17 protein-coding genes and 2 pseudogenes are annotated in these 18,695 nt (G+C 65.2%); 14 read left to right on the top strand and 5 right to left on the bottom strand.

Annotated features, from left to right (window positions below):
- Position 1 precedes the first annotated feature (1 nt).
- Genes AWC27_RS26305 through hisI form a run of 3 tightly spaced genes read left to right on the top strand, consistent with a single transcriptional unit; the run spans position 2 to position 1,933 of the window.
- Complete coding sequence (locus tag AWC27_RS26305) at positions 2-802, top strand: inositol monophosphatase family protein (protein ID WP_085673346.1); 801 nt, start codon at positions 2-4, stop codon at positions 800-802.
- A 1-nt stretch (position 803) separates the two neighbouring features.
- Positions 804-1,589 (top strand): imidazole glycerol phosphate synthase subunit HisF, encoded by a 786-nt coding sequence (gene hisF, locus AWC27_RS26300; protein ID WP_085673344.1) that lies wholly within the window; start codon positions 804-806, stop codon positions 1,587-1,589.
- Entirely contained in the window at positions 1,586-1,933 is a 348-nt protein-coding gene (gene hisI, locus AWC27_RS26295) for a phosphoribosyl-AMP cyclohydrolase (protein ID WP_085673342.1), read from the top strand. Before hisF ends, hisI begins: the two co-directional genes overlap by 4 nt.
- Positions 1,934-1,936: 3 nt before the next feature.
- Here the strand turns inward: hisI and AWC27_RS26290 are convergent, their stop codons facing one another.
- Positions 1,937-3,466 (bottom strand): serine/threonine-protein kinase, encoded by a 1,530-nt coding sequence (locus tag AWC27_RS26290; RefSeq protein WP_085673493.1) that lies wholly within the window; start codon positions 3,464-3,466, stop codon positions 1,937-1,939.
- Between the two features lie 250 nt (positions 3,467-3,716).
- On the opposite strand from AWC27_RS26290, the gene AWC27_RS26285 reads away from it, so the two are divergent.
- Positions 3,717-4,796, top strand: coding sequence for a calcium:cation antiporter (locus tag AWC27_RS26285; protein ID WP_245847524.1), 1,080 nt, complete (start codon positions 3,717-3,719; stop codon positions 4,794-4,796).
- 46 nt (positions 4,797-4,842) lie between these two features.
- Here the strand turns inward: AWC27_RS26285 and AWC27_RS26280 are convergent.
- The 3 genes and pseudogenes from AWC27_RS26280 to AWC27_RS26270 all read right to left on the bottom strand — a co-directional run bounded on the left by AWC27_RS26280 (position 4,843) and on the right by AWC27_RS26270 (position 7,030).
- Positions 4,843-6,041: pseudogene (locus tag AWC27_RS26280) on the bottom strand (PPE domain-containing protein).
- Positions 6,038-6,229: a hypothetical protein gene (locus tag AWC27_RS26275; protein ID WP_139837225.1), complete on the bottom strand. Its 192-nt coding sequence runs from the start codon at positions 6,227-6,229 to the stop codon at positions 6,038-6,040. The pseudogene AWC27_RS26280 and the gene AWC27_RS26275 overlap by 4 nt, the downstream one beginning before the upstream one ends.
- 336 nt (positions 6,230-6,565) lie before the next feature.
- Positions 6,566-7,030: a peroxiredoxin gene (locus AWC27_RS26270; RefSeq protein ID WP_085673336.1), complete on the bottom strand. Its 465-nt coding sequence runs from the start codon at positions 7,028-7,030 to the stop codon at positions 6,566-6,568.
- A gap of 161 nt (positions 7,031-7,191) precedes the next feature.
- Between AWC27_RS26270 and AWC27_RS26265 the strand changes: the two genes are divergently transcribed.
- From AWC27_RS26265 to AWC27_RS26230, 8 genes and pseudogenes are all read left to right on the top strand, one after another.
- On the top strand, positions 7,192-8,730 hold the full coding sequence (locus tag AWC27_RS26265) for an anthranilate synthase component I (protein ID WP_085673491.1): 1,539 nt from the start codon (positions 7,192-7,194) through the stop codon (positions 8,728-8,730).
- Entirely contained in the window at positions 8,723-9,376 is a 654-nt protein-coding gene (locus tag AWC27_RS26260) for a TIGR02234 family membrane protein (protein WP_085673334.1), read from the top strand. The genes AWC27_RS26265 and AWC27_RS26260 overlap by 8 nt, the downstream gene beginning before the upstream one ends.
- Positions 9,377-9,465: 89 nt before the next feature.
- Positions 9,466-10,284, top strand: a complete 819-nt coding sequence (gene trpC, locus AWC27_RS26255; protein WP_085673332.1) for an indole-3-glycerol phosphate synthase TrpC — start codon at positions 9,466-9,468, stop codon at positions 10,282-10,284.
- A 35-nt stretch (positions 10,285-10,319) separates the two neighbouring features.
- Positions 10,320-11,588 (top strand): tryptophan synthase subunit beta, encoded by a 1,269-nt coding sequence (trpB, locus tag AWC27_RS26250; RefSeq protein WP_085673330.1) that lies wholly within the window; start codon positions 10,320-10,322, stop codon positions 11,586-11,588.
- Positions 11,585-12,397 (top strand): tryptophan synthase subunit alpha, encoded by an 813-nt coding sequence (gene trpA / locus AWC27_RS26245; RefSeq protein ID WP_139837224.1) that lies wholly within the window; start codon positions 11,585-11,587, stop codon positions 12,395-12,397. Before trpB ends, trpA begins: the two co-directional genes overlap by 4 nt.
- Positions 12,394-14,364, top strand: coding sequence for a prolipoprotein diacylglyceryl transferase (locus AWC27_RS26240; RefSeq protein ID WP_085673327.1), 1,971 nt, complete (start codon positions 12,394-12,396; stop codon positions 14,362-14,364). Before trpA ends, AWC27_RS26240 begins: the two co-directional genes overlap by 4 nt.
- Before the next feature lie 13 nt (positions 14,365-14,377).
- Positions 14,378-14,769, top strand: a pseudogene (locus AWC27_RS26235) (NINE protein).
- Positions 14,759-15,199, top strand: coding sequence for a DUF2752 domain-containing protein (locus tag AWC27_RS26230; RefSeq protein ID WP_085673323.1), 441 nt, complete (start codon positions 14,759-14,761; stop codon positions 15,197-15,199). The pseudogene AWC27_RS26235 and the gene AWC27_RS26230 overlap by 11 nt, the downstream one beginning before the upstream one ends.
- 64 nt (positions 15,200-15,263) lie before the next feature.
- Here the strand turns inward: AWC27_RS26230 and AWC27_RS26225 are convergent, their stop codons facing one another.
- A complete protein-coding gene (locus AWC27_RS26225; protein ID WP_085673321.1) occupies positions 15,264-16,019 on the bottom strand; it encodes a cutinase family protein in 756 nt (251 codons plus the stop codon).
- Positions 16,020-16,274: 255 nt separating this feature from the next.
- On the opposite strand from AWC27_RS26225, the gene pyk reads away from it, so the two are divergent.
- Together pyk and AWC27_RS26215 are read left to right on the top strand one after the other, a co-directional pair.
- Positions 16,275-17,693: a pyruvate kinase gene (gene pyk / locus AWC27_RS26220; protein WP_085673319.1), complete on the top strand. Its 1,419-nt coding sequence runs from the start codon at positions 16,275-16,277 to the stop codon at positions 17,691-17,693.
- A gap of 60 nt (positions 17,694-17,753) precedes the next feature.
- The gene (locus tag AWC27_RS26215; protein ID WP_085673317.1) at positions 17,754-18,620 is read left to right on the top strand and encodes an acyl-CoA thioesterase II; all 867 of its coding nucleotides are present in this window, start codon (positions 17,754-17,756) and stop codon (positions 18,618-18,620) included.
- The last annotated feature ends 75 nt before the right edge of the window (positions 18,621-18,695 follow it).

Here is an 18,695-nt window from a genome sequence, read left to right as displayed (position 1 = left end):
GATGGATTTGGACGCGTTGGTGGTCGAGGCTTCGAAAATCCTCGACGCGGCCACCGAGCCGTTTCTTGCCGGCCACCGCGCCGACTCGGCAGTGGCCAAGAAGGGCAATGACTTCGCGACCGAGGTCGACCTCGCGATCGAGCGCCAGGTCGTTGCCGCGCTGGTGGCCGCGACGGGAATCGAGGTGCACGGCGAGGAATTCGGCGGTCCGGACGTCGACTCGCCGTGGGTCTGGGTATTGGACCCCGTCGACGGCACGTTCAATTACGCCGCTGGATCGCCGATGGCCGCGATCCTTTTGGGCCTGCTGCACAACGGGGAGCCGGTGGCCGGCCTGACCTGGTTGCCGTTCACCGGCGAACGCTACACCGCGGTGGCCGGTGGCCCGCTGATGAAAAACGGTGTCGCACAGCCGCCGTTGGCCCATGCTGAGCTCTCCGACGCGCTCGTGGCCGCCGGATCGTTCAGCGCGGATTCCCGGGGCCGCTTCCCCGGCCGCTATCGGGTTGCGGTGCTGGAGAACCTCAGCCGAGTGTCCTCACGGCTGCGTATGCATGGTTCCACCGGCATCGACCTGGCCTACGTCGCCGACGGAATATTGGGTGGCGCAATAAGCTTCGGCAGCCATGTATGGGATCACGCAGCCGGTGTGGTGCTGGTGCGGGCCGCCGGCGGCGTCGTCACCAACCTGGCCGGCGAACCGTGGACACCGGCGTCGCGCTCGGCTCTGGCAGCCGCTCCAGGCGTGCACACCCAGATCCTCGAGATCTTGCGCAGCACAGGCGAACCGGAGGACTACTGAGATGTCCCCAACCAATGATCTTGCGGTGCGGGTGATTCCGTGTCTCGACGTCGACGACGGCCGAGTGGTCAAGGGAGTCAATTTCGCGAACCTACGCGACGCCGGTGACCCGGTCGAACTCGCCGCCGCCTATGATGCCGAGGGCGCCGACGAACTGACCTTCCTCGACGTGACCGCATCGTCGTCGGGGCGGGCAACCATGCTGGAGGTGGTGCGCCGCACCGCCGAGCAGGTGTTCATCCCGCTCACAGTTGGCGGTGGGGTACGCACCGTGGCCGACGTCGACATGTTGCTGCGCGCGGGTGCCGACAAGGTCTCGATCAACACCGCGGCCATCGACCGTCCGGAGCTATTGGCCGAAATGGCGAGGCAATTCGGGTCGCAATGCATTGTGTTGTCCGTTGATGCCCGTACGGTGCCCGCCGGATCGGCTCCGACGCCGTCAGGCTGGGAGGTGACCACCCACGGTGGCCGGCGCGGCACCGGCATCGACGCGGTCGAGTGGGCGGCTCGCGGTGCAGCGCTGGGCGTGGGGGAGATCCTGTTGAACTCGATGGACGCCGACGGCACCAAGGCAGGGTTCGACCTGCCTCTGCTGCGCGCGGTCCGCGCCGCGGTCACCGTGCCCGTCATCGCCAGCGGTGGCGCCGGCGCCGCCGATCACTTTGCGCCCGCGGTCGCCGCCGGGGCCGATGCGGTGCTGGCCGCAAGTGTCTTTCACTTCCGGGAATTGACCATTGGCCAGGTGAAGGCGGCAATGGCGGCGGAGAAGATCACGGTCCGATGACACTGCACCCAGACATCGCCGCGCGGCTGAAGCGCAACGCCGACGGACTGTTCACTGCCGTCGTCCAGGAACGTGGCACCGGCGATGTGCTGATGGTCGCGTGGATGGACGACGATGCATTGGCCCGGACCCTGGAAACCCGTGAGGCAACCTACTTTTCGCGATCACGTGGCGAACAGTGGATCAAGGGCGCCACGTCGGGCCACACCCAGCACGTCCACTCGGTGCGACTGGACTGCGACGGCGACACCGTGCTGTTGACGGTTGACCAGACCGGCGGAGCCTGCCACACCGGCGACCACAGCTGTTTCGATGCCGCGGTGCTGCTCGAACCCGAGAATTGACGGCTAGCGCGGTGCCACATCCAAGCCGTTGGCCGCTGCCAGCGCCGCGCGGGTCCATTCGCGCTTGAAAACGGCAGGCTCGATGCGGTCCCGGCGGATCAGCTCGACATCGATGGCCTTGCCCTCGGTGACCGCGGCGGGCACCCGGAAGGAGAAGGCCGGCGGATCTGTCGCGATCGCGAGGATGGCATCGGTGTCGGCAAAGCCGTTGGCGCGCATGACTTTCTCGGCCCATTTGGCCGGCTTGAGGCCGCCGAAGTCCTTCACGTACACCACCCAGAGCCGCACGCCGCGCTCGTTATAGAGCTTGGTAAGAGCGCGCTCGACCATGATGCGTTCGCCCGCGGTCAGAACCCCGGCTTGATCGGTGAGATTCTTGGAAAGCTGCAACGTTGGCATCGGCGTGGGCTCAGCGCTGCTGGCCGGCGGGCCCGATGACTGGCCCGAACCGTTGTCGGCCGGACTGTTGGATTGACCGCCCAGCAGGCGGACGCCGAGCACCACGGCCACCGCGACCAGCACCGCGGCGACCAGCGCCACGATCACCGTCGCCGGCTGGATCCGGCTGTGGCGTGGCTTCGGCACACTGGCATGCGGTGTCGCGATCACCTGCGTAGGACCGGTGAAAGAACCCATGTCCTCGGCCGCGTCGTCCTCGTCAGCGATTGGTGGGGCAGCGAAGGCAGCCGCGAAATCCGCGCACGTCGCATAGCGATCGTCTGGGTTCTTGGCGAGTGCTTTGGCGATCACGGCGTCGAGATGCGCCAGTTCGGGGCGCTGCGCGCTGATCAGCGGCGGTGGTGCGGTGAGGTGCTGGGTGATGACCACGGCCGGGTTGGCGGCAAGAAATGGGGCAGCGCCAGTCAGGAGTTGATAGGCGGTACAACCGAGTGCGTACTGGTCGGCTCGCCCGTCGAGGTCGGCGCCCTGGAGTTGCTCGGGCGCGCAATACGCCGTGGTCCCCATCAGCATGTTGGTTGCGGTGAGCCCGCTGATCTCGCCGAGTTGGCGGGCGATGCCGAAATCGGCGAGCAGAATCCGCCGCCGTGGATGGCCGTCACCGAGCAGGATGTTGGCCGGCTTGACGTCGCGGTGCAGCAGCCCGCGGGAGTGGGCGTAGTCGAGCGCGTCGGCGATGGCCGTGATGATCTCCACTACCTCGGTGCGGGGCATCCCGGACGGGTATTGGCTGCGTAGCAGTTGGGCGGCATCGGTTCCCTGCACGTAGTCCATCGAGATCCACAGCTGACCTTCGAACTCACCGCGGTCGTGGATGCCGACGATGTGCTCGTTGTACAGGCTTGCGGCCAGATCGGCTTCCCTGTTGAAGCGTTGCCGGAACTCGAGGTCGGCGGTGAGGCTGCTGGGCAGGATCTTCAGCGCGTCACGCCGGGGCAGGCGGGGATGCTGCGCCAGATAGACCTCGCCCATCCCGCCGGCACCTAATCGCTCCACGATGGTGTATCCGGCGAATACCTGCCCTTCTTTCAGGCTCGCGTTGCGGCCGTCGCTGTGGCCATCACTTGGCGGCATGCTGAGCATGCTACTGAGACGGCCCATCGGGTCGTCGCCCGGCGCGCTGGTACACTTGGAGCGGTTGTATTGTGGCCGCGATTGCCCCGCTGATATGCGAAATGGGTTGTGGCGCAGCGTGATTCGTAGCCACCGAGGTAGGTGGCAGGGAGCGGATTCGGCGGCCCAGCCCGCTTACCTTCGATCCTCGAATCGTGCTGTGCTGCAACATATTTGCATAGCCGTCCGTGGTTTGGGAGGAAACTTTTCAGTGAAGCAGGTGTCCTGGACGCTGGTGGTGCCCCTGCTTGCACTGGCCGCGCTGGCATTGAGCTGGGGCGAGGACATCGGGCCGGTTGTCGGGCTGATCGAGGCGGTGTTGCTGGCCGGCGCGGTTTTGGCCGCCGTTCACCACGCCGAGGTGGTAGCACACCGGGTCGGTGAGCCGTTCGGGTCGTTGTTGCTGGCCGTCGCGGTGACCGTCATCGAAGTCGCGCTGATAGTCACACTCATGGCGTCCGGGGGACCCGAGGCGGCGACACTGGCCCGCGACACCGTCTTCGCCGCGGTAATGATCACCACGAACGGGATTGCCGGGCTGTCGCTGTTGCTGGGTTCGCTGCGCTATGGTGTGACGCTGTTCAACTCACAGGGCAGCGGCGCCGCCCTGGCCACGGTCGCCACCTTGGCGACCCTGAGCCTGGTACTGCCCACGTTCACCACCAGCCAGCCAGGTCCGAAGTTCTCGCCAGGCCAGCTCGCCTTCGCCGCGATCGCTTCGCTGGGGCTCTACCTGCTGTTCGCGTTCACCCAAACGGTGCGGCACCGCGACTTCTTCCTGCCGGTCAGGCAAAAGGGCGCAGTCGAGGACGACAGCCACGCCGACCCGCCGAGCGCTCGGGAGGCGCTGACCAGCCTCGGGTTACTGCTGGTCGCGCTTGTCGCAGTGGTGGGTTTGGCCAAAGTGGAATCGCCCATCATCGAGCGTGGGGTGTCGGCGATCGGATTCCCGCAATCGTTCGTCGGCGTGGTGATCGCGATGCTGGTACTGCTCCCGGAGACGCTCGCCGCGGCCCGCGCGGCGCGGCAAGGACGCGTGCAGATCAGCCTCAACCTGGCGTATGGCTCCGCAATGGCCAGCATCGGGCTCACCATCCCCACCATTGCGCTCGCTTCGCTGTGGCTCAGCGGCCCGCTTTTGCTGGGTCTCGGCTCGACCCAGTTGGTGTTGCTGGCGCTGACCGTGGTGGTCAGTGTGCTGACGGTGGTGCCCGGCCGGGCCACCCGGCTACAAGGTGAGCTGCATTTGGTATTGCTGGCCGCCTACCTGTTTCTGGCGGTGATCCCCTAGGGATCTCGGTGGCGAGCGGACGGAAACTTCCCCAAACCCGGTGCGCCTACCTCCACCCACCCGGCAGCATCGGCACCTGCGGACCGCGCCCGACCTCGCCGTCCAAGACCGTCAACCCACACGGTTGTCCGACAGTCGCGGGACCGTGTGCGCCGGCAAAGCCCAATGTCCCAATACCCCGATCCGAGGCGACCGTCGCCACGACCCGTGCCGGCACCGCGACGGCATGCGACACGGGTTCCACCGGCGCGGCGGCCACCGGTGCATCCGCCAGGTCTGGCGCCGGTATAGCGGCCAATCCCGCCAGACCGGCTAAACCCGGAGCTGCCGCCGCGGCCAACGCTCCTAACACGGGAACCGCCAACAGCGGAGCAAAAGGAATCAGATTCCCAATCATCCACTCAACAACAATGACCACAACGCCCAAGGCCTCACCGAACATTAGGAACGGAATTAAAAAGCCAATTATGGGAATCCACATCCCGGCAAGGGCGAGCGCTATAAGAGCTTCAAGCGCCAATGGAAAATTCAACTGCAGAATAGCCTGAATCAGATCGGCCATCCATACCGCCATGCCCTCGATGATTCGCAAGGCAAGTTCACCGATCTGCGCCCATGCTTTATCGCATAGGGCTAAGAATTGTATTAGTTCTTGCCACGGGAACGGGGTGAGGGTGACCACCGCTTTGTTGACTTCATCGGCACCGGTCTTGACTATGACCGGTGCCGAAGCGGTGTGTGGGGCCGCCGTCAACGCCGCCGCGGATGCTGTTTGGTAAGCGCTCATCGTGGCCGCGGCCTGGACCCACATCCGCACATAATCGGCCTCGTTGAGCGCGATCGGGATCGTGTTGAGGCCGAAGAAATTCGTTGCCAACAACACTTCGTGCGTGACGTGGTTGGCGGCCAACTCCGCTGTTGTCGGCATCGCGGAAAGCGCGACGGAATAGGCCTCAGCAACTGCCTCATGCTGGGTGGCCATGGCGGAGCTGTCCGCGCTGGCCTGGGTTAACCAGGCCACGTACGGCGCGTAGGCGGACTCGCAACTCTCCGCGCTGGGCCCTGCCACGCTGTAGTCCGCACCGCAGCCAGCGCTGCGGTGAGTTCTTCTGCCACGCAGGCATACGCGGTGCTCAGCGAGGTACACGCCGTTGCGGCAGCCAACAACGAACCAGCGCCGGGACCCGAAGCGAGCAGCGCCGAGTGCACCTCCGGCGGCGTAGCCATCCAGATCGCCGCTGTCACGCGGGGCCGCCCAGAGCGGCGGCCGCTGCGGCGATGTCACTGGCAAAATAGCTGAGACTGAATTCGGGGGTCACTTGCGACTTCACCATCAATACACCTTCCATCCGTTGCAGGCCGGCTCGGTCCCAATCGAAAGGCGCGTGGAGGTCATGCTTTTCGCTGCGTATTAGTAACACCGCCGACAGCATCGACTGCATCGTCCCTAGCCGCGCGAAGGCAAGCAAGCGTTAATTCATCCCAACTGTTGCTATAAGTTGGTGCGCAATGCCACCGAATGGCGACTTGACTTTTACCGGCGAGGCAGGTTTGGCGGTTCTGCAAGAAGGCTACGAACTGCCGGCTTGTCGTCTATTTCGTGCGGATTTGTGCACTAGGCGTAGTGAACAGCCCCTGGTGTCCCTGCGGGTCGGCGGACCGTCCTCGCCGAACTGACTATCAGACCTGCTCAACCCCGATCACTGTGGCAGGCACCGCCTGAAACCCGCTCGCAATCCTTGGGGGACACTGCGTCGGTCGCAGTACGTCTAGGCCGAAGACCGGCCCCGCAGCGTTGCTAACGCTTTATCGGCGTGGGTATCCATGCTGATTTCGCTGGAGATCACGTCGAGCACCGTGCGGTCGGTGTCGATGACGAACGTCGTCCGCTTGACCGGCATCAGCTTGCCGAGCAGGCCGCGCTTGACCCCGAACTGCGTGGCGACCCTGCCGTCGGCGTCGGAGAGTAACGGATAGTCGAAATGCTCCTTGTCGGCGAACTTGGCCTGCTTTTGCACGGCATCGGTGCTGATTCCCACCCGGCTTGCCCCCAGGGCGGCGAACTCCTGTCCCAAGTCGCGAAAGTGGCAGGCCTCTTTGGTGCAGCCCGGCGTCATCGCGGCCGGGTAGAAGAACAAGACCACCGGCCCGTCGGACAGCAGGGCGCTGAGTTTCCGTGGCGTGCCGGTCTGGTCGGGAAGCTCGAAGTCGGCCACGCTGTCACCAGTTTTCATGGCCGCCACGCTACGCCCGGATCGCCCGGTTGCCGGCCGAGGGCCTTCAACGTGCGTCGAGGGTGGAAATCCGGACGGTTTTTCACCCAGTGCCCACATTCGAATCCCAGGATGCACGGTCGATTACCGGACCTGATCCGCGCGTCTGGGAAGATACCTGCGTGCACGCCCACCTTGCAGCCACAACCACGCGGGAGGATTTCCGCGTGCTGGCGGCCGAGCACCGGGTGGTTCCGGTGACTCGCAAGGTCTTGGCCGACAGCGAGACTCCGCTATCGGCATACCGCAAACTCGCCGCCAACCGCCCGGGGACATTCTTGCTCGAGTCTGCCGAGAACGGCCGGTCCTGGTCACGCTGGTCGTTCATCGGCGCTGGGTCGCCGACGGCATTGACGGTGCGTGACGGGCAAGCGGTATGGCTCGGAGCGGTGCCGCAGGATGCCCCCACGGGAGGGGACCCGCTGCAGGCCTTGCACACCACCTTGGAGCTGCTGGCTACTGCGGCCCTGCCGGGGCTTCCGCCGCTATCGGGCGGCATGGTCGGTTTCTTCGCCTACGACATGGTGCGGCGGCTCGAGCGGCTGCCCGAACTGGCCGTCGATGACCTGCAGCTGCCGGACATGCTGCTGCTGCTGGCCACCGACATCGCCGCGGTAGACCACCACGAGGGCACCATCACCCTGATCGCCAACGCGGTGAACTGGAACGGCACCGACGAGCGGGTTGACTGGGCTTATGACGACGCGATCGCCCGTCTTGACGTGATGACCACGGCGCTCGGCCAGCCGTTGCCCTCGGCGGTTGCCACTTTCAGCAAGCCGGAACCGCAACACCGTGCCCAGCGCAGCGTCGAGGAGTACGGCAAGATCGTCGACTACCTGGTGGACCAGATCGCTGCCGGTGAGGCTTTTCAGGTGGTGCCGTCGCAACGCTTCGAGATGGACACCGACGTCGATCCCATCGATGTGTACCGGATGTTGCGGGTGACCAACCCAAGCCCGTACATGTATCTGCTGCAGGTGCCCAATAGCGATGGCGCCATTGACTTTTCGATAGTGGGATCCAGCCCGGAGGCGTTGGTCACGGTTCATGACGGCCGGGCGACGACGCATCCGATCGCCGGAACCCGTTGGCGCGGACAGACCGACGAAGAAGATCAGCTGCTGGAAAAGGAGCTGCTCTGCGATGAGAAGGAATTGGCAGAGCACTTGATGCTGGTGGATTTGGGCCGCAACGACCTTGGCCGCGTCTGTGCGCCGGGCACCGTTCGCGTCGAGGATTACAGCCACATCGAACGCTATAGCCACGTCATGCATCTGGTTTCCACGGTTACCGGATTGCTCAGCGCAGGCCACACCGCCCTGGACGCGGTGACCGCATGCTTTCCCGCCGGGACCTTGTCGGGCGCGCCGAAAGTGCGCGCGATGGAGCTGATCGAAGAAGTCGAGAAGACGCGCCGCGGCTTGTATGGCGGAGTCGTCGGATACCTCGACTTCGCCGGCAACGCCGACTTCGCCATCGCCATCCGCACCGCGCTGATGCGTAACGGCACTGCCTACGTCCAGGCCGGTGGTGGCGTGGTGGCCGACTCCAACGGACCCTACGAATACAACGAGGCGCGAAACAAGGCGCGGGCGGTGCTGAACGCAATTGCCGCCGCCGAGACGCTGGCCGCGCCCGACGTGAGCCCGAGTGACTGACGCCCAGCCCGGCCGGGGGCCCAGGCTGACGATCGGGATAGCCCAATTGCTGCTGGTGGTAGCCGCGGGAGCGCTGTGGGCGGCGTCACGGCTGCCATGGGTGGTGATCAGGTCGTTCGACGGGCTGGGGCCGCCCAAAGAGGTGTCGCTCTCCGGTGCCGCGTGGTCGACCGCGCTACTGCCGTTGGCGGTGTTGATGCTGGCCGCGGCCATTGCGGCGCTCGCGGTGCGGGGCTGGCCGCTGCGGGCGCTGGCCGGCCTGCTGGCGGCCGCGAGCTTTGCGGTCGGGTATCTGGGCATCAGTCTCTGGGCGATCCCAGATGTAGCCGCGCGCGGAGCCGATCTCGCCCACGTCCCGGTGGTGACGCTGGTGGGCAGCGCACGTCACTACTCCGGGGCGGTGGTCGCGGTAGCGGCTGCGGTGTGCACGTTGATCGCCGCCGTCCTGCTGATGCGCGTCGCAATGTCGGCCGGTACGACGAAGTATGCGGCGCCGGCCGCGCGCCGCTCGGCGACGCAGCGCGACGGCGCTGAAGAAACTCCCGAGCCCGTTTCGGACATGTCCGAGCGCATGATTTGGGATGCTCTTGACGAGGGGCGCGACCCGACGGACGGGTCGCGGAAGTCGGACACCGAGGGTCGGTGACGGCGTGCGCGGTGAAGGTCGCTACCCTTCTTGAACGTCGTCGAATCGGCGTGCGGAGCGTGGGTCACGGTGGGAAGGAGCCCGCAGGCATGAGCCCGGCAAGCGTGCTTGACTCCATTCTCGAGGGAGTCCGGGCCGACGTTGCCGCGCGCGAGGCACGGGTAAGCCTGACGGAGATCAAGGCAGCCGCCGCCGCGGCGCCGCCGCCACTGGATGTGATGGCCGCCCTGCGCGAGCCGGGCATCGGTGTCATCGCCGAGGTGAAGCGGGCCAGCCCGTCGAAGGGGGAATTGGCGCCCATTGCCGATCCGGCGAAGCTGGCGCAGGCCTATGAAGATGGCGGCGCGCGGATCATCAGCGTGCTGACCGAGGAGCGACGTTTTCAAGGGTCGCTCGATGATCTGGACGCTGTGCGGGCCGCGGTTTCCATCCCGGTACTGCGCAAAGACTTTGTGGTGCAGCCATATCAGATCCATGAGGCCCGTGCGCACGGCGCCGACATGCTGTTGCTGATCGTCGCGGCTTTGGATCAGTCTGCGTTGGTGTCGATGCTCGACCGCACCGAATCTCTCGGTATGACGGCGCTCGTTGAGGTGCACACCGAACAAGAAGCTGACCGGGCGCTGAAGGCCGGCGCCAACGTAATCGGAGTCAACGCCCGGGATCTCACGACGCTTGCGGTTGACCGGGACTGCTTTGCGCGGATCGCCCCCGGGTTGCCCAGCAATGTGATCCGGATTGCCGAATCCGGTGTGCGTGGCACCGGTGATCTGTTGGCGTACGCCGGTGCGGGCGCTGACGCGGTGCTGGTCGGTGAAGGTCTGGTCAAGAGCGGTGACCCACGTGCGGCGGTTGCGGATCTGGTCACCGCGGGCACTCATCCGTCCTGTCCGAAACCGGCTCGCTAGCAGTTGATGAGCCGCGTGCGCGTTAAGCCTTGGTAATGGCCGATCTATCCCGACCGGATCTTCCGCGCACGAGTGCTGCCCTCGCCGAACGGACCAGCCACGAGCCTGATGCAGGCGGCCATTTCGGCGTATACGGCGGCCGATACGTTCCCGAGGCGTTGATGGCGGTGATCGAAGAGGTCACCGTCGCTTACGAAAAGGAACGGGTCGATCAGGATTTCCTGGACACCCTCGACAAGCTGCAAACGCACTACGCCGGCCGCCCGTCGCCGCTCTACGAGGCGACACGGCTAAGCGAGCACGCCGGTTCGGCGCGTATTTTCTTGAAGCGAGAAGACCTGAACCACACCGGTTCTCACAAGATCAACAACGTCCTGGGCCAGGCGCTGCTGGCGCGCAGGATGGGGAAGACCCGGGTGATCGCCGAGACCGGCGCCGGACAGCACGGTGTGGCAACCGCTACCGCGTGTGCGTTGCTCGGCCTGGACTGCGTGATTTACATGGGGGCTGTCGACACCGCGCGTCAGGCGCTCAATGTCGCGCGGATGCGCCTACTCGGCGCCAAGGTCGTCTCCGTGGAAACCGGCTCCCGAACACTCAAAGACGCCATCAATGAGGCGTTCCGGGATTGGGTCACCAACGCCGACGCAACCTACTACTGCTTCGGCACCGCCGCCGGGCCACATCCTTTTCCGACCATGGTTCGCGATTTCCAGCGGATCATCGGCATGGAGGCGCGCGTGCAGATTCAGGCGCAGGCGGGCAGGTTGCCCGATGCCGTCACCGCCTGCGTGGGCGGCGGATCCAATGCGATCGGGATCTTTCACGCGTTCCTCGACGATCCCGGTGTGCGGCTCGTCGGCTACGAGGCTGCCGGTGACGGGGTCGAGACCGGAAGGCACGCGGCGACATTCACCGGCGGTTCGCCGGGGGCGTTTCAGGGATCGTTTTCCTACCTGCTGCAGGACGAGGACGGCCAGACCATTGAATCCCATTCGATATCAGCGGGTTTGGACTATCCGGGAGTGGGCCCCGAGCATGCCTGGCTCAAGGAGATAGGCCGCGTCGATTACCAACCGATCACCGACTCGGAGGCGATGGAAGCGTTCGGTCTGCTGTGCCGCGCCGAAGGCATCATCCCGGCCATCGAATCCGCGCATGCGGTGGCTGGCGCCCTGAAGCTGGGTGCCGAATTGGGCAGGGGCGCAGTGATTGTGGTGAATCTGTCGGGCCGCGGTGATAAGGATGTCGAGACGGCCGCCAAGTGGTTCGGCCTGCTGGACCCCGATTCGGATAAGCGATGATGACTGCCGAACAACGGGAAGCGAGCAGGCTCAAAGGGCTTTTCGATTCGTGCCGGGCGGAGGGCCGCGCGGCACTGATCGGTTACCTGCCCACCGGTTACCCCGACGTACCGGCGTCCGTGGAGGCGATGACCGCACTCGTCGAATCCGGTTGCGACATAATCGAAGTCGGCGTGCCATATTCGGATCCCGGAATGGACGGCCCCACCATCCAGCGGGCAACGGAGGCCGCGCTGAGTGGGGGGGTGCGGGTACGCGATACGTTGGCTGCGGTGGAGGCGATCAGCAGCGCCGGCGGCCGTGCGGTGGTGATGACCTATTGGAATCCGGTGCTGCGTTACGGCGTTGACGCATTCGCTCGGGACCTGGCGTCGGCCGGCGGGCATGGTTTGATCACCCCCGACCTTATTCCCGACGAGGCCCAAGAATGGCTGGCGGCATCCGAGGAGCATCGATTGGATCGCATATTTCTGGTGGCGCCGTCGTCGACGCCTGAACGTTTGGCGACCACCGTCGAGGCGTCACGCGGATTCGTATACGCAGCCTCGACGATGGGTGTGACCGGGGCGCGTGACGCCGTATCGCACGCTGCTCCCGAATTGGTTGCCCGGGTGAAGGCGGTCTCTGACATACCTGTCGGCGTCGGTCTGGGTGTGCGGTCGGGGGAGCAAGCCGCGCAGATCGGTGGCTACGCCGACGGTGTCATCGTCGGTTCGGCGTTGGTGTCGGCATTGGGCGAGGGTTTGCCCAGATTGCGCGCTCTGACCGAGGAACTTGCCGCCGGTGTGCGCCGGAGGGTGTCTGCATGACGACGACGTGGCTCGCGTATTTTCCCAGCCCGCCGCGCGGGGTATGGCACCTTGGGCCGCTGCCGTTGCGCGCCTACGCGTTTTTCATCATCACCGGCATCATCGTCGCGCTGTTGATCGGTGACCGGCGCTTTGTCGCCCGCGGCGGGGAGCGCGGCGTTATCTACGACATTGCACTGTGGCTGGTGCCGTTCGGGTTGATAGGCGGCCGGCTGTATCACTTGGCCACCGATTGGCCGACGTATTTCGGACCGGGCGGGGCCGGACTGGGTGCGGCGCTGCGAATCTGGGACGGCGGCCTGGGCATCTGGGGCGCCGTCGCCCTGGGTGCCGTCGGCGCGTGGATCGGTTGCCGGCGGCGCGGAATTCCATTGCCTGCCTTCCTGGATGCGGTTGCACCCGGGGTGGTCCTGGCGCAGGCTATCGGCCGTCTCGGAAACTATTTCAACCAAGAGCTTTACGGCCGGGAGACCACGCTGCCGTGGGGACTGGAAATCTTCTATCGGCGCGATCCAGCGGGATTCGTTGACGTCCATTCCCTGGACGGTGTCTCGACAGGGCAGGTTGCGCTCGTTGTGCAGCCGACGTTTCTCTACGAATTGATTTGGAACGTCCTGGTATTCGCCGTATTGGTTTACTTGGACCGCCGATTCACGATCGGGCACGGTCGGCTGTTCGGGCTCTATGTCGCTTTGTATTGTGTCGGCCGATTCTGTGTCGAGCTGCTGCGTGATGACACCGCAACGCACATCGCCGGCATTCGGATCAATTCGTTCACTTCGACATTCGTGTTCGTCGCCGCGGTGGTGTACGTCATATTGGCGCCGAAGGGCCGCGAAGATCCCGCGACTGTTCGTGGTCGGCTGGACGTTGCCGACGAGGAGCGTGAACTCGAGCCCGCAGAGGTCGGCGCTTCGGAGGTGACCGCGGCCGCGGCGGCCGTGGCGGGGACGGCGGCTGCCTCGGGCAGCGAGGATGCAGGTGATTCGGCGGACACGCTTCAAGCTGCCGAAGTAGCGGAGGCTGACACCGCCAAGGCCGAAGTTCCGGAGCCATCTGAGGCATCGGAGCCAGAACGCGCGCAGACCGGGGTTGCCGAGGCCCAGGTGGAAGAACCCGAAACTGTCGAGGCTGAAGCTGTCGAGCCTGAGGTCGAAGAACTTGAAGAGCCCGAGGCTGAGGCTGAGGAGCCTGAGGAGGAAGAGCCCGAGGCTGAGGCTGAGGAACCGGAAGCTGAAGAGCCCGAGGCCGAGGAGGTCGAGGCCGAGGAGGCTGGGGCCGAAGAACTCGACGCCGAGGAGGCTGTGACCGAGGAGGCTGAGGCCGAAGAACCAGAGGCCGAAGAACCAGAGGCCGAAGAACCAGAGGCCGAAGAACCAGAGGCCGAGGAGCCGGAAGCTGAAGAGCCCGAGGCAGAGGAGGCCGAGGCCGAAGAACTCGAGACCGCGGCGGCTGTGACCGAGGAGGCTGAGGCCGAAGAACCAGAGGCCGAAGAGCTTGAGGCTGACGAGCCGGAAGCTGAAGAGCCCGAGGCCGAGGAGCCGGGAGCTGAAGAGCCCGAGGCAGAGGAGGCTGAGGCCGAAGAACTCGAGGCCGCGGCGGCTGTGACCGAGGAGGCTGAGGCCGAAGAACCAGAGGCTGAAGAGCGCGAGGCCGAGGAGGCCGAGGCCGAAGAACCCGAAGCCGAAGAACCCGAAGCCGAAGACGCTGAGCCCGAGGAGCTGGCGGCCGAAGAACCCGAAGCCGAAGGGCCCGAAGCCGAGGAGTCCGAAGCCGAGGAGTCGGAGGCGGAGCCGGAGGTCGCAGAGGCCGAGGCCGAAGAAACCGAGGCCGAAGAACCTGACGCCGAAGCGCCTGAAGCCGAAGAACCCGAGGCCGAAGAGCCGACGTCAACTCCGGCGCGGACTACCGGCGCAGCGCGGCAGGGCTGGAGAGCCCGATTAAGGAGCCGTCGGCAGCGTCGATAGACACCGATCTGGCATGCTGAAACGGTGACTGACCAGTCGTGGTCCGGTGTGCCAGAGCCTGGCCCCTACCAACAGCAACCGGGATACCCGCCGCCTTTCCCGCCGCAGTACGTCGGCGGGAACTACGACCCGTCCGCGCCCTATGGCCGGCACCCGGTTACCGGGCAACCCTATTCGGACAAGTCCAAGGTTGTCGCCGGACTGCTGCAACTACTTGGACTCTTCGGCATTGCCGGTATCGGGCGCATCTACATCGGTGAAACGGGTTTGGGTATCGCGCAGCTGTTGGTGGGTTGGGTGACCTGCGGATTGGGTGCGATCATCTGGGGCGTCATCGACGCCGTGCTAATGCTGACCGACAAGGTCAGCGACCCGCAGGGACGCCCATTGCGCGATGGAACCTGATCAAACTTCCCAGGCTTCGCACGACCGGAAACATCGACGACGGCGCGTGGGCCTATACAGTGCCGCCGGTTCGGCCGCACTGCTAGCCGGCACACTCGGCTATATCGGCTTTGTCGACCCGCACAACACGCAGTCGGTGTACCCGCAATGCCCGTTCAAATGGCTCACCGGCTGGAATTGCCCCGCCTGCGGCGGCCTAAGGATGACACACGATCTGCTGCACGGCGATTTCGTCGCCAGCATCAACGACAACGTCTTCTTTCTCGTCGGCCTTCCCCTGCTGGCGGCCTGGGTCGTCCTGCGCCGCACCCGTGGCCAGTCATTGCGGTCAATACCTACCGCGATCACGATCGCGGTGTCGATGACGGCGTGGACGGTGCTGCGTAACCTACCCGGTTTCCCGTTGGTGCCAACCGTTTTCAGCGGGTAACCCCGACTCCGGACAACGCACGGTCAGCAGGCGGGCCGCCGTCCGTTTTCCAGGACAGCGTGACTCAGTTTCCAAAACCGCCCTGCGCAGGGGCGCCCGGCGCCGGCGCGCTGGGCCCAAGGCGGCTGGCGGCAAAGGCCGCGCCTTGGTCGATCATCATGCCGTCATCCGCGTACGCATTGTGGGCCGCGAAGTTGAGCCCCTGCGAGCACACCGGGTCGTCGGTTGCGCATACCTTGATTGTCTTCGCCTGGTACAGGGGACCGATGGCCACCGGTGGCTGTCCAAGGAATTCCATCGCGCGGATGTTGGGCAGGCCGAAGAGCACGATTGACGAGACGTGGTTGGCGACCGTGGGATCAAGCGGCTTCGGAACGGTCGTGGGATCGATCCCGTCGGGCACCGCAGACGAGGTGACGAAGCCCATCACGGCCGCGCCTTGCGAATAGCCGCCGAGCACCATCTGCGTATTGGGACAAGTGCCGGCCATCGAAACGACGTGAGCGCCAGCGTCTCTGATGCCGTCGACACCGGTGGCCCACTCGTCGCTGGCGGGGTAATTGACCGGATATACGCCCAGCGACTTCGCGCCGATGCGAGGACGCAGGTGGTCGATGAAGGCCTGACCCGTTGGGCCGACACCGGGATCTTCACCGGTGCCGCGGGCGAACACCACCTCGACATCGGGGCAGGGCTCGGCCGACGCCGACGGAACGGCTATGCCGGGAAGGACGGATGCGCTGAGGGTCCACACGGCCGCAGCGGCTGGACCTGCGAGACGAAGGAAGGGGCGTGCAATCATGACGCAGTAGTTGCCCAGGTACGCGCCTGCTCAAACAGACTTTTTCGGCCACAAATCCACATCGGTAAAACCACTCCCCAACCGTCTCGAGCAGGTTGGCCATCCCAGCCGGACATAGACTCGACTCCTGTTGCAAAGTTGTTGTCAGACAAAAAGATACACCTGATCAACCGATCGTGCTGAAGTCTTTTGGGTCGGGGAGGCGCCGCAGCGGCATACGTAGCATCGCCGAGGCGCACCGCGGGCAGCTAACCACGACTATGCTTTGTCGTCGTGACAAGACGCGGAAAGATCGTCTGCACTCTAGGTCCGGCCACTGCGCAGGATGAATTGGTCAGGGCGCTCGTCGAAGCCGGAATGGACGTCGCCCGAATGAACTTCAGCCACGGCGATTACGCGGACCACAAGGCCGCTTACGAGCGGGTCCGAGCGGCCTCCGACGCCACCGGCCGGGCCGTCGGTGTGCTCGCCGACCTGCAGGGCCCGAAAATCAGGCTGGGCCGTTTCGCTACCGGGCCCACCTACTGGGCCGACGGCGAAACCGTCGTGATCACCGTCGCCGATTGCGAGGGTAGCCACGACCGGGTGTCCACCACCTACAAGAGATTGGCCCAGGACGCCGTTGCCGGAGACCGGGTCCTAGTCGACGACGGCAAGGTAGGACTGCTGGTCGATCACGTCGCCGGCGACGACGTGGTCTGCACGGTTACCGAGGGCGGTCCGGTCAGCAACAACAAGGGCATCTCCCTGCCCGGGATGAACGTCTCGGCGCCGGCTCTGTCGGAAAAGGACATCGAGGACCTCACCTTCGCGATGGACCTCGGCGTCGACATGGTGGCGCTTTCCTTCGTGCGCTCGCCGTCGGACGTCGAGCTGGTGCACGAGATCATGGATCGGATCGGCCGGCGGGTCCCGGTGATCGCCAAGCTGGAAAAGCCGGAGGCCATCGACAATCTCGAGGCCATCGTGCTGGCCTTCGACGCCGTCATGGTGGCTCGCGGCGACCTGGGAGTGGAGCTGCCGCTGGAAGAGGTTCCGCTGGTGCAGAAGCGGGCGATCCAGATCGCCCGGGAGAACGCCAAGCCGGTCATCGTGGCGACCCAGATGCTCGACTCGATGATCGAGAATTCCCGGCCGACGCGGGCCGAGGCGTCCGACGTCGCCAATGCCGTGCTGGACGGCGCCGACGCCCTGATGCTGTCCGGTGAGACGTCGGTGGGCAAGTACCCGCTGCTGGCGGTCCAGACGATGTCGCGGATCGTGTGTGCCGTTGAGGAGAATTCGACGGCCGCTCCGCCGCTGACCCACGTGCCGCGCACCAAGCGCGGAGTGATCTCCTATGCGGCCCGCGATATCGGCGAGCGTTTGGACGCCAAGGCTCTGGTCGCGTTCACCCAATCCGGCGACACCGTGCGAAGGCTGGCGCGTCTGCACACCCCGCTACCGCTACTGGCCTTTACCGCGTGGCCCGAGGTGCGCAGTCAGCTCGCGATGACCTGGGGCACCGAAACCTTCATCGTCCCGATGATGACGTCCACCGACGGCATGATCCGCCAGGTCGACAAGTCGCTGCTCGAATTGGGCCGCTACAAGCGGGGTGACCTGGTTGTCATCGTGGCGGGTGCGCCGCCGGGCACAGTGGGTTCGACGAACCTGATCCATGTGCACCGGATCGGCGAGGACGACGTCTAGTCCGGCGACGATGCCGGTTGCTTCGCGATCTGCGGAGGAGCCGGGCGATAGGTTGAGTCAGTGTCTGATTTTCAGGAACTGCTGGACGTACTGGATCTGAATCGCATCTCCGAGGACCGGTTTGTCGGTTCCCATCCCAGCAAGAACCCGATGCGGACGTTCGGCGGCCAGCTCATGGCGCAGTCATTCGTCGCCAGCAGCCGCAGCCTGATCCGTGCCGAGCTGCCGCCGAGTGCTTTTTCGGTGCACTTCATCAACGGCGGTGACACCGGCAAGGACATCGAGTTCCAGGTGGTGCGGCTGCGTGACGAGCGTCGCTTCGCCAATAGGCGCGTCGATGCGGTGCAGGACGGCGTGCTGTTGTCCTCCGCGCTGGTCTCCTACATGTCCGGCGGCGCCGGACTCGAGCACGCCGTCGAACCCCCAGAGGTGGTCAAGCCGCATGCGCTCCCCACGATCGGTGAGTTGCTGCGCGGCTACGAGGAAACCGTCCCGCATTTCGTCAACGCGCTGCAGCCCATCGAATGGCGCTACACGAATGACCCGTCGTGGGTGATGCGGGACAAAGGCGATCGGCTCGGCTACAACCGGGTTTGGGTCAAGGCTTTGGGCGCGATGCCCGACGATCCCGTGCTGCACACCGCGACCATGCTCTATTCATCGGATACCACAGTGCTGGACTCGGTGATCACCACCCACGGACTGTCTTGGGGTTTCGACCGCATTTTTGCCGCATCCGCCAACCACTCGGTGTGGTTTCACCGCCAGGTCAACTTCGACGACTGGGTGCTGTATTCGACGTCGTCGCCGGTGGCTGCGGATTCGCGTGGCCTGGGCAGCGGGCATTTCTTCGACAGCTCCGGGCAACTCGTGGCGACCGTGATGCAAGAAGGCGTCCTGAAATACTTTCCCGCCGCGCGCCGATAGACAGGTCGTATACGTAAGACCCTCGTCACGGCGGCGATTCGGCGTAACGTTTTCGGGTAGACGCAGCTCATCGGG

Source organism: Mycobacterium szulgai (assembly GCF_002116635.1).
Lineage (GTDB): Bacteria > Actinomycetota > Actinomycetes > Mycobacteriales > Mycobacteriaceae > Mycobacterium > Mycobacterium szulgai.
The sequence above is the reverse complement of the archived record's forward strand: the minus strand, read 5'-3'. Positions and strand labels throughout refer to the sequence as shown.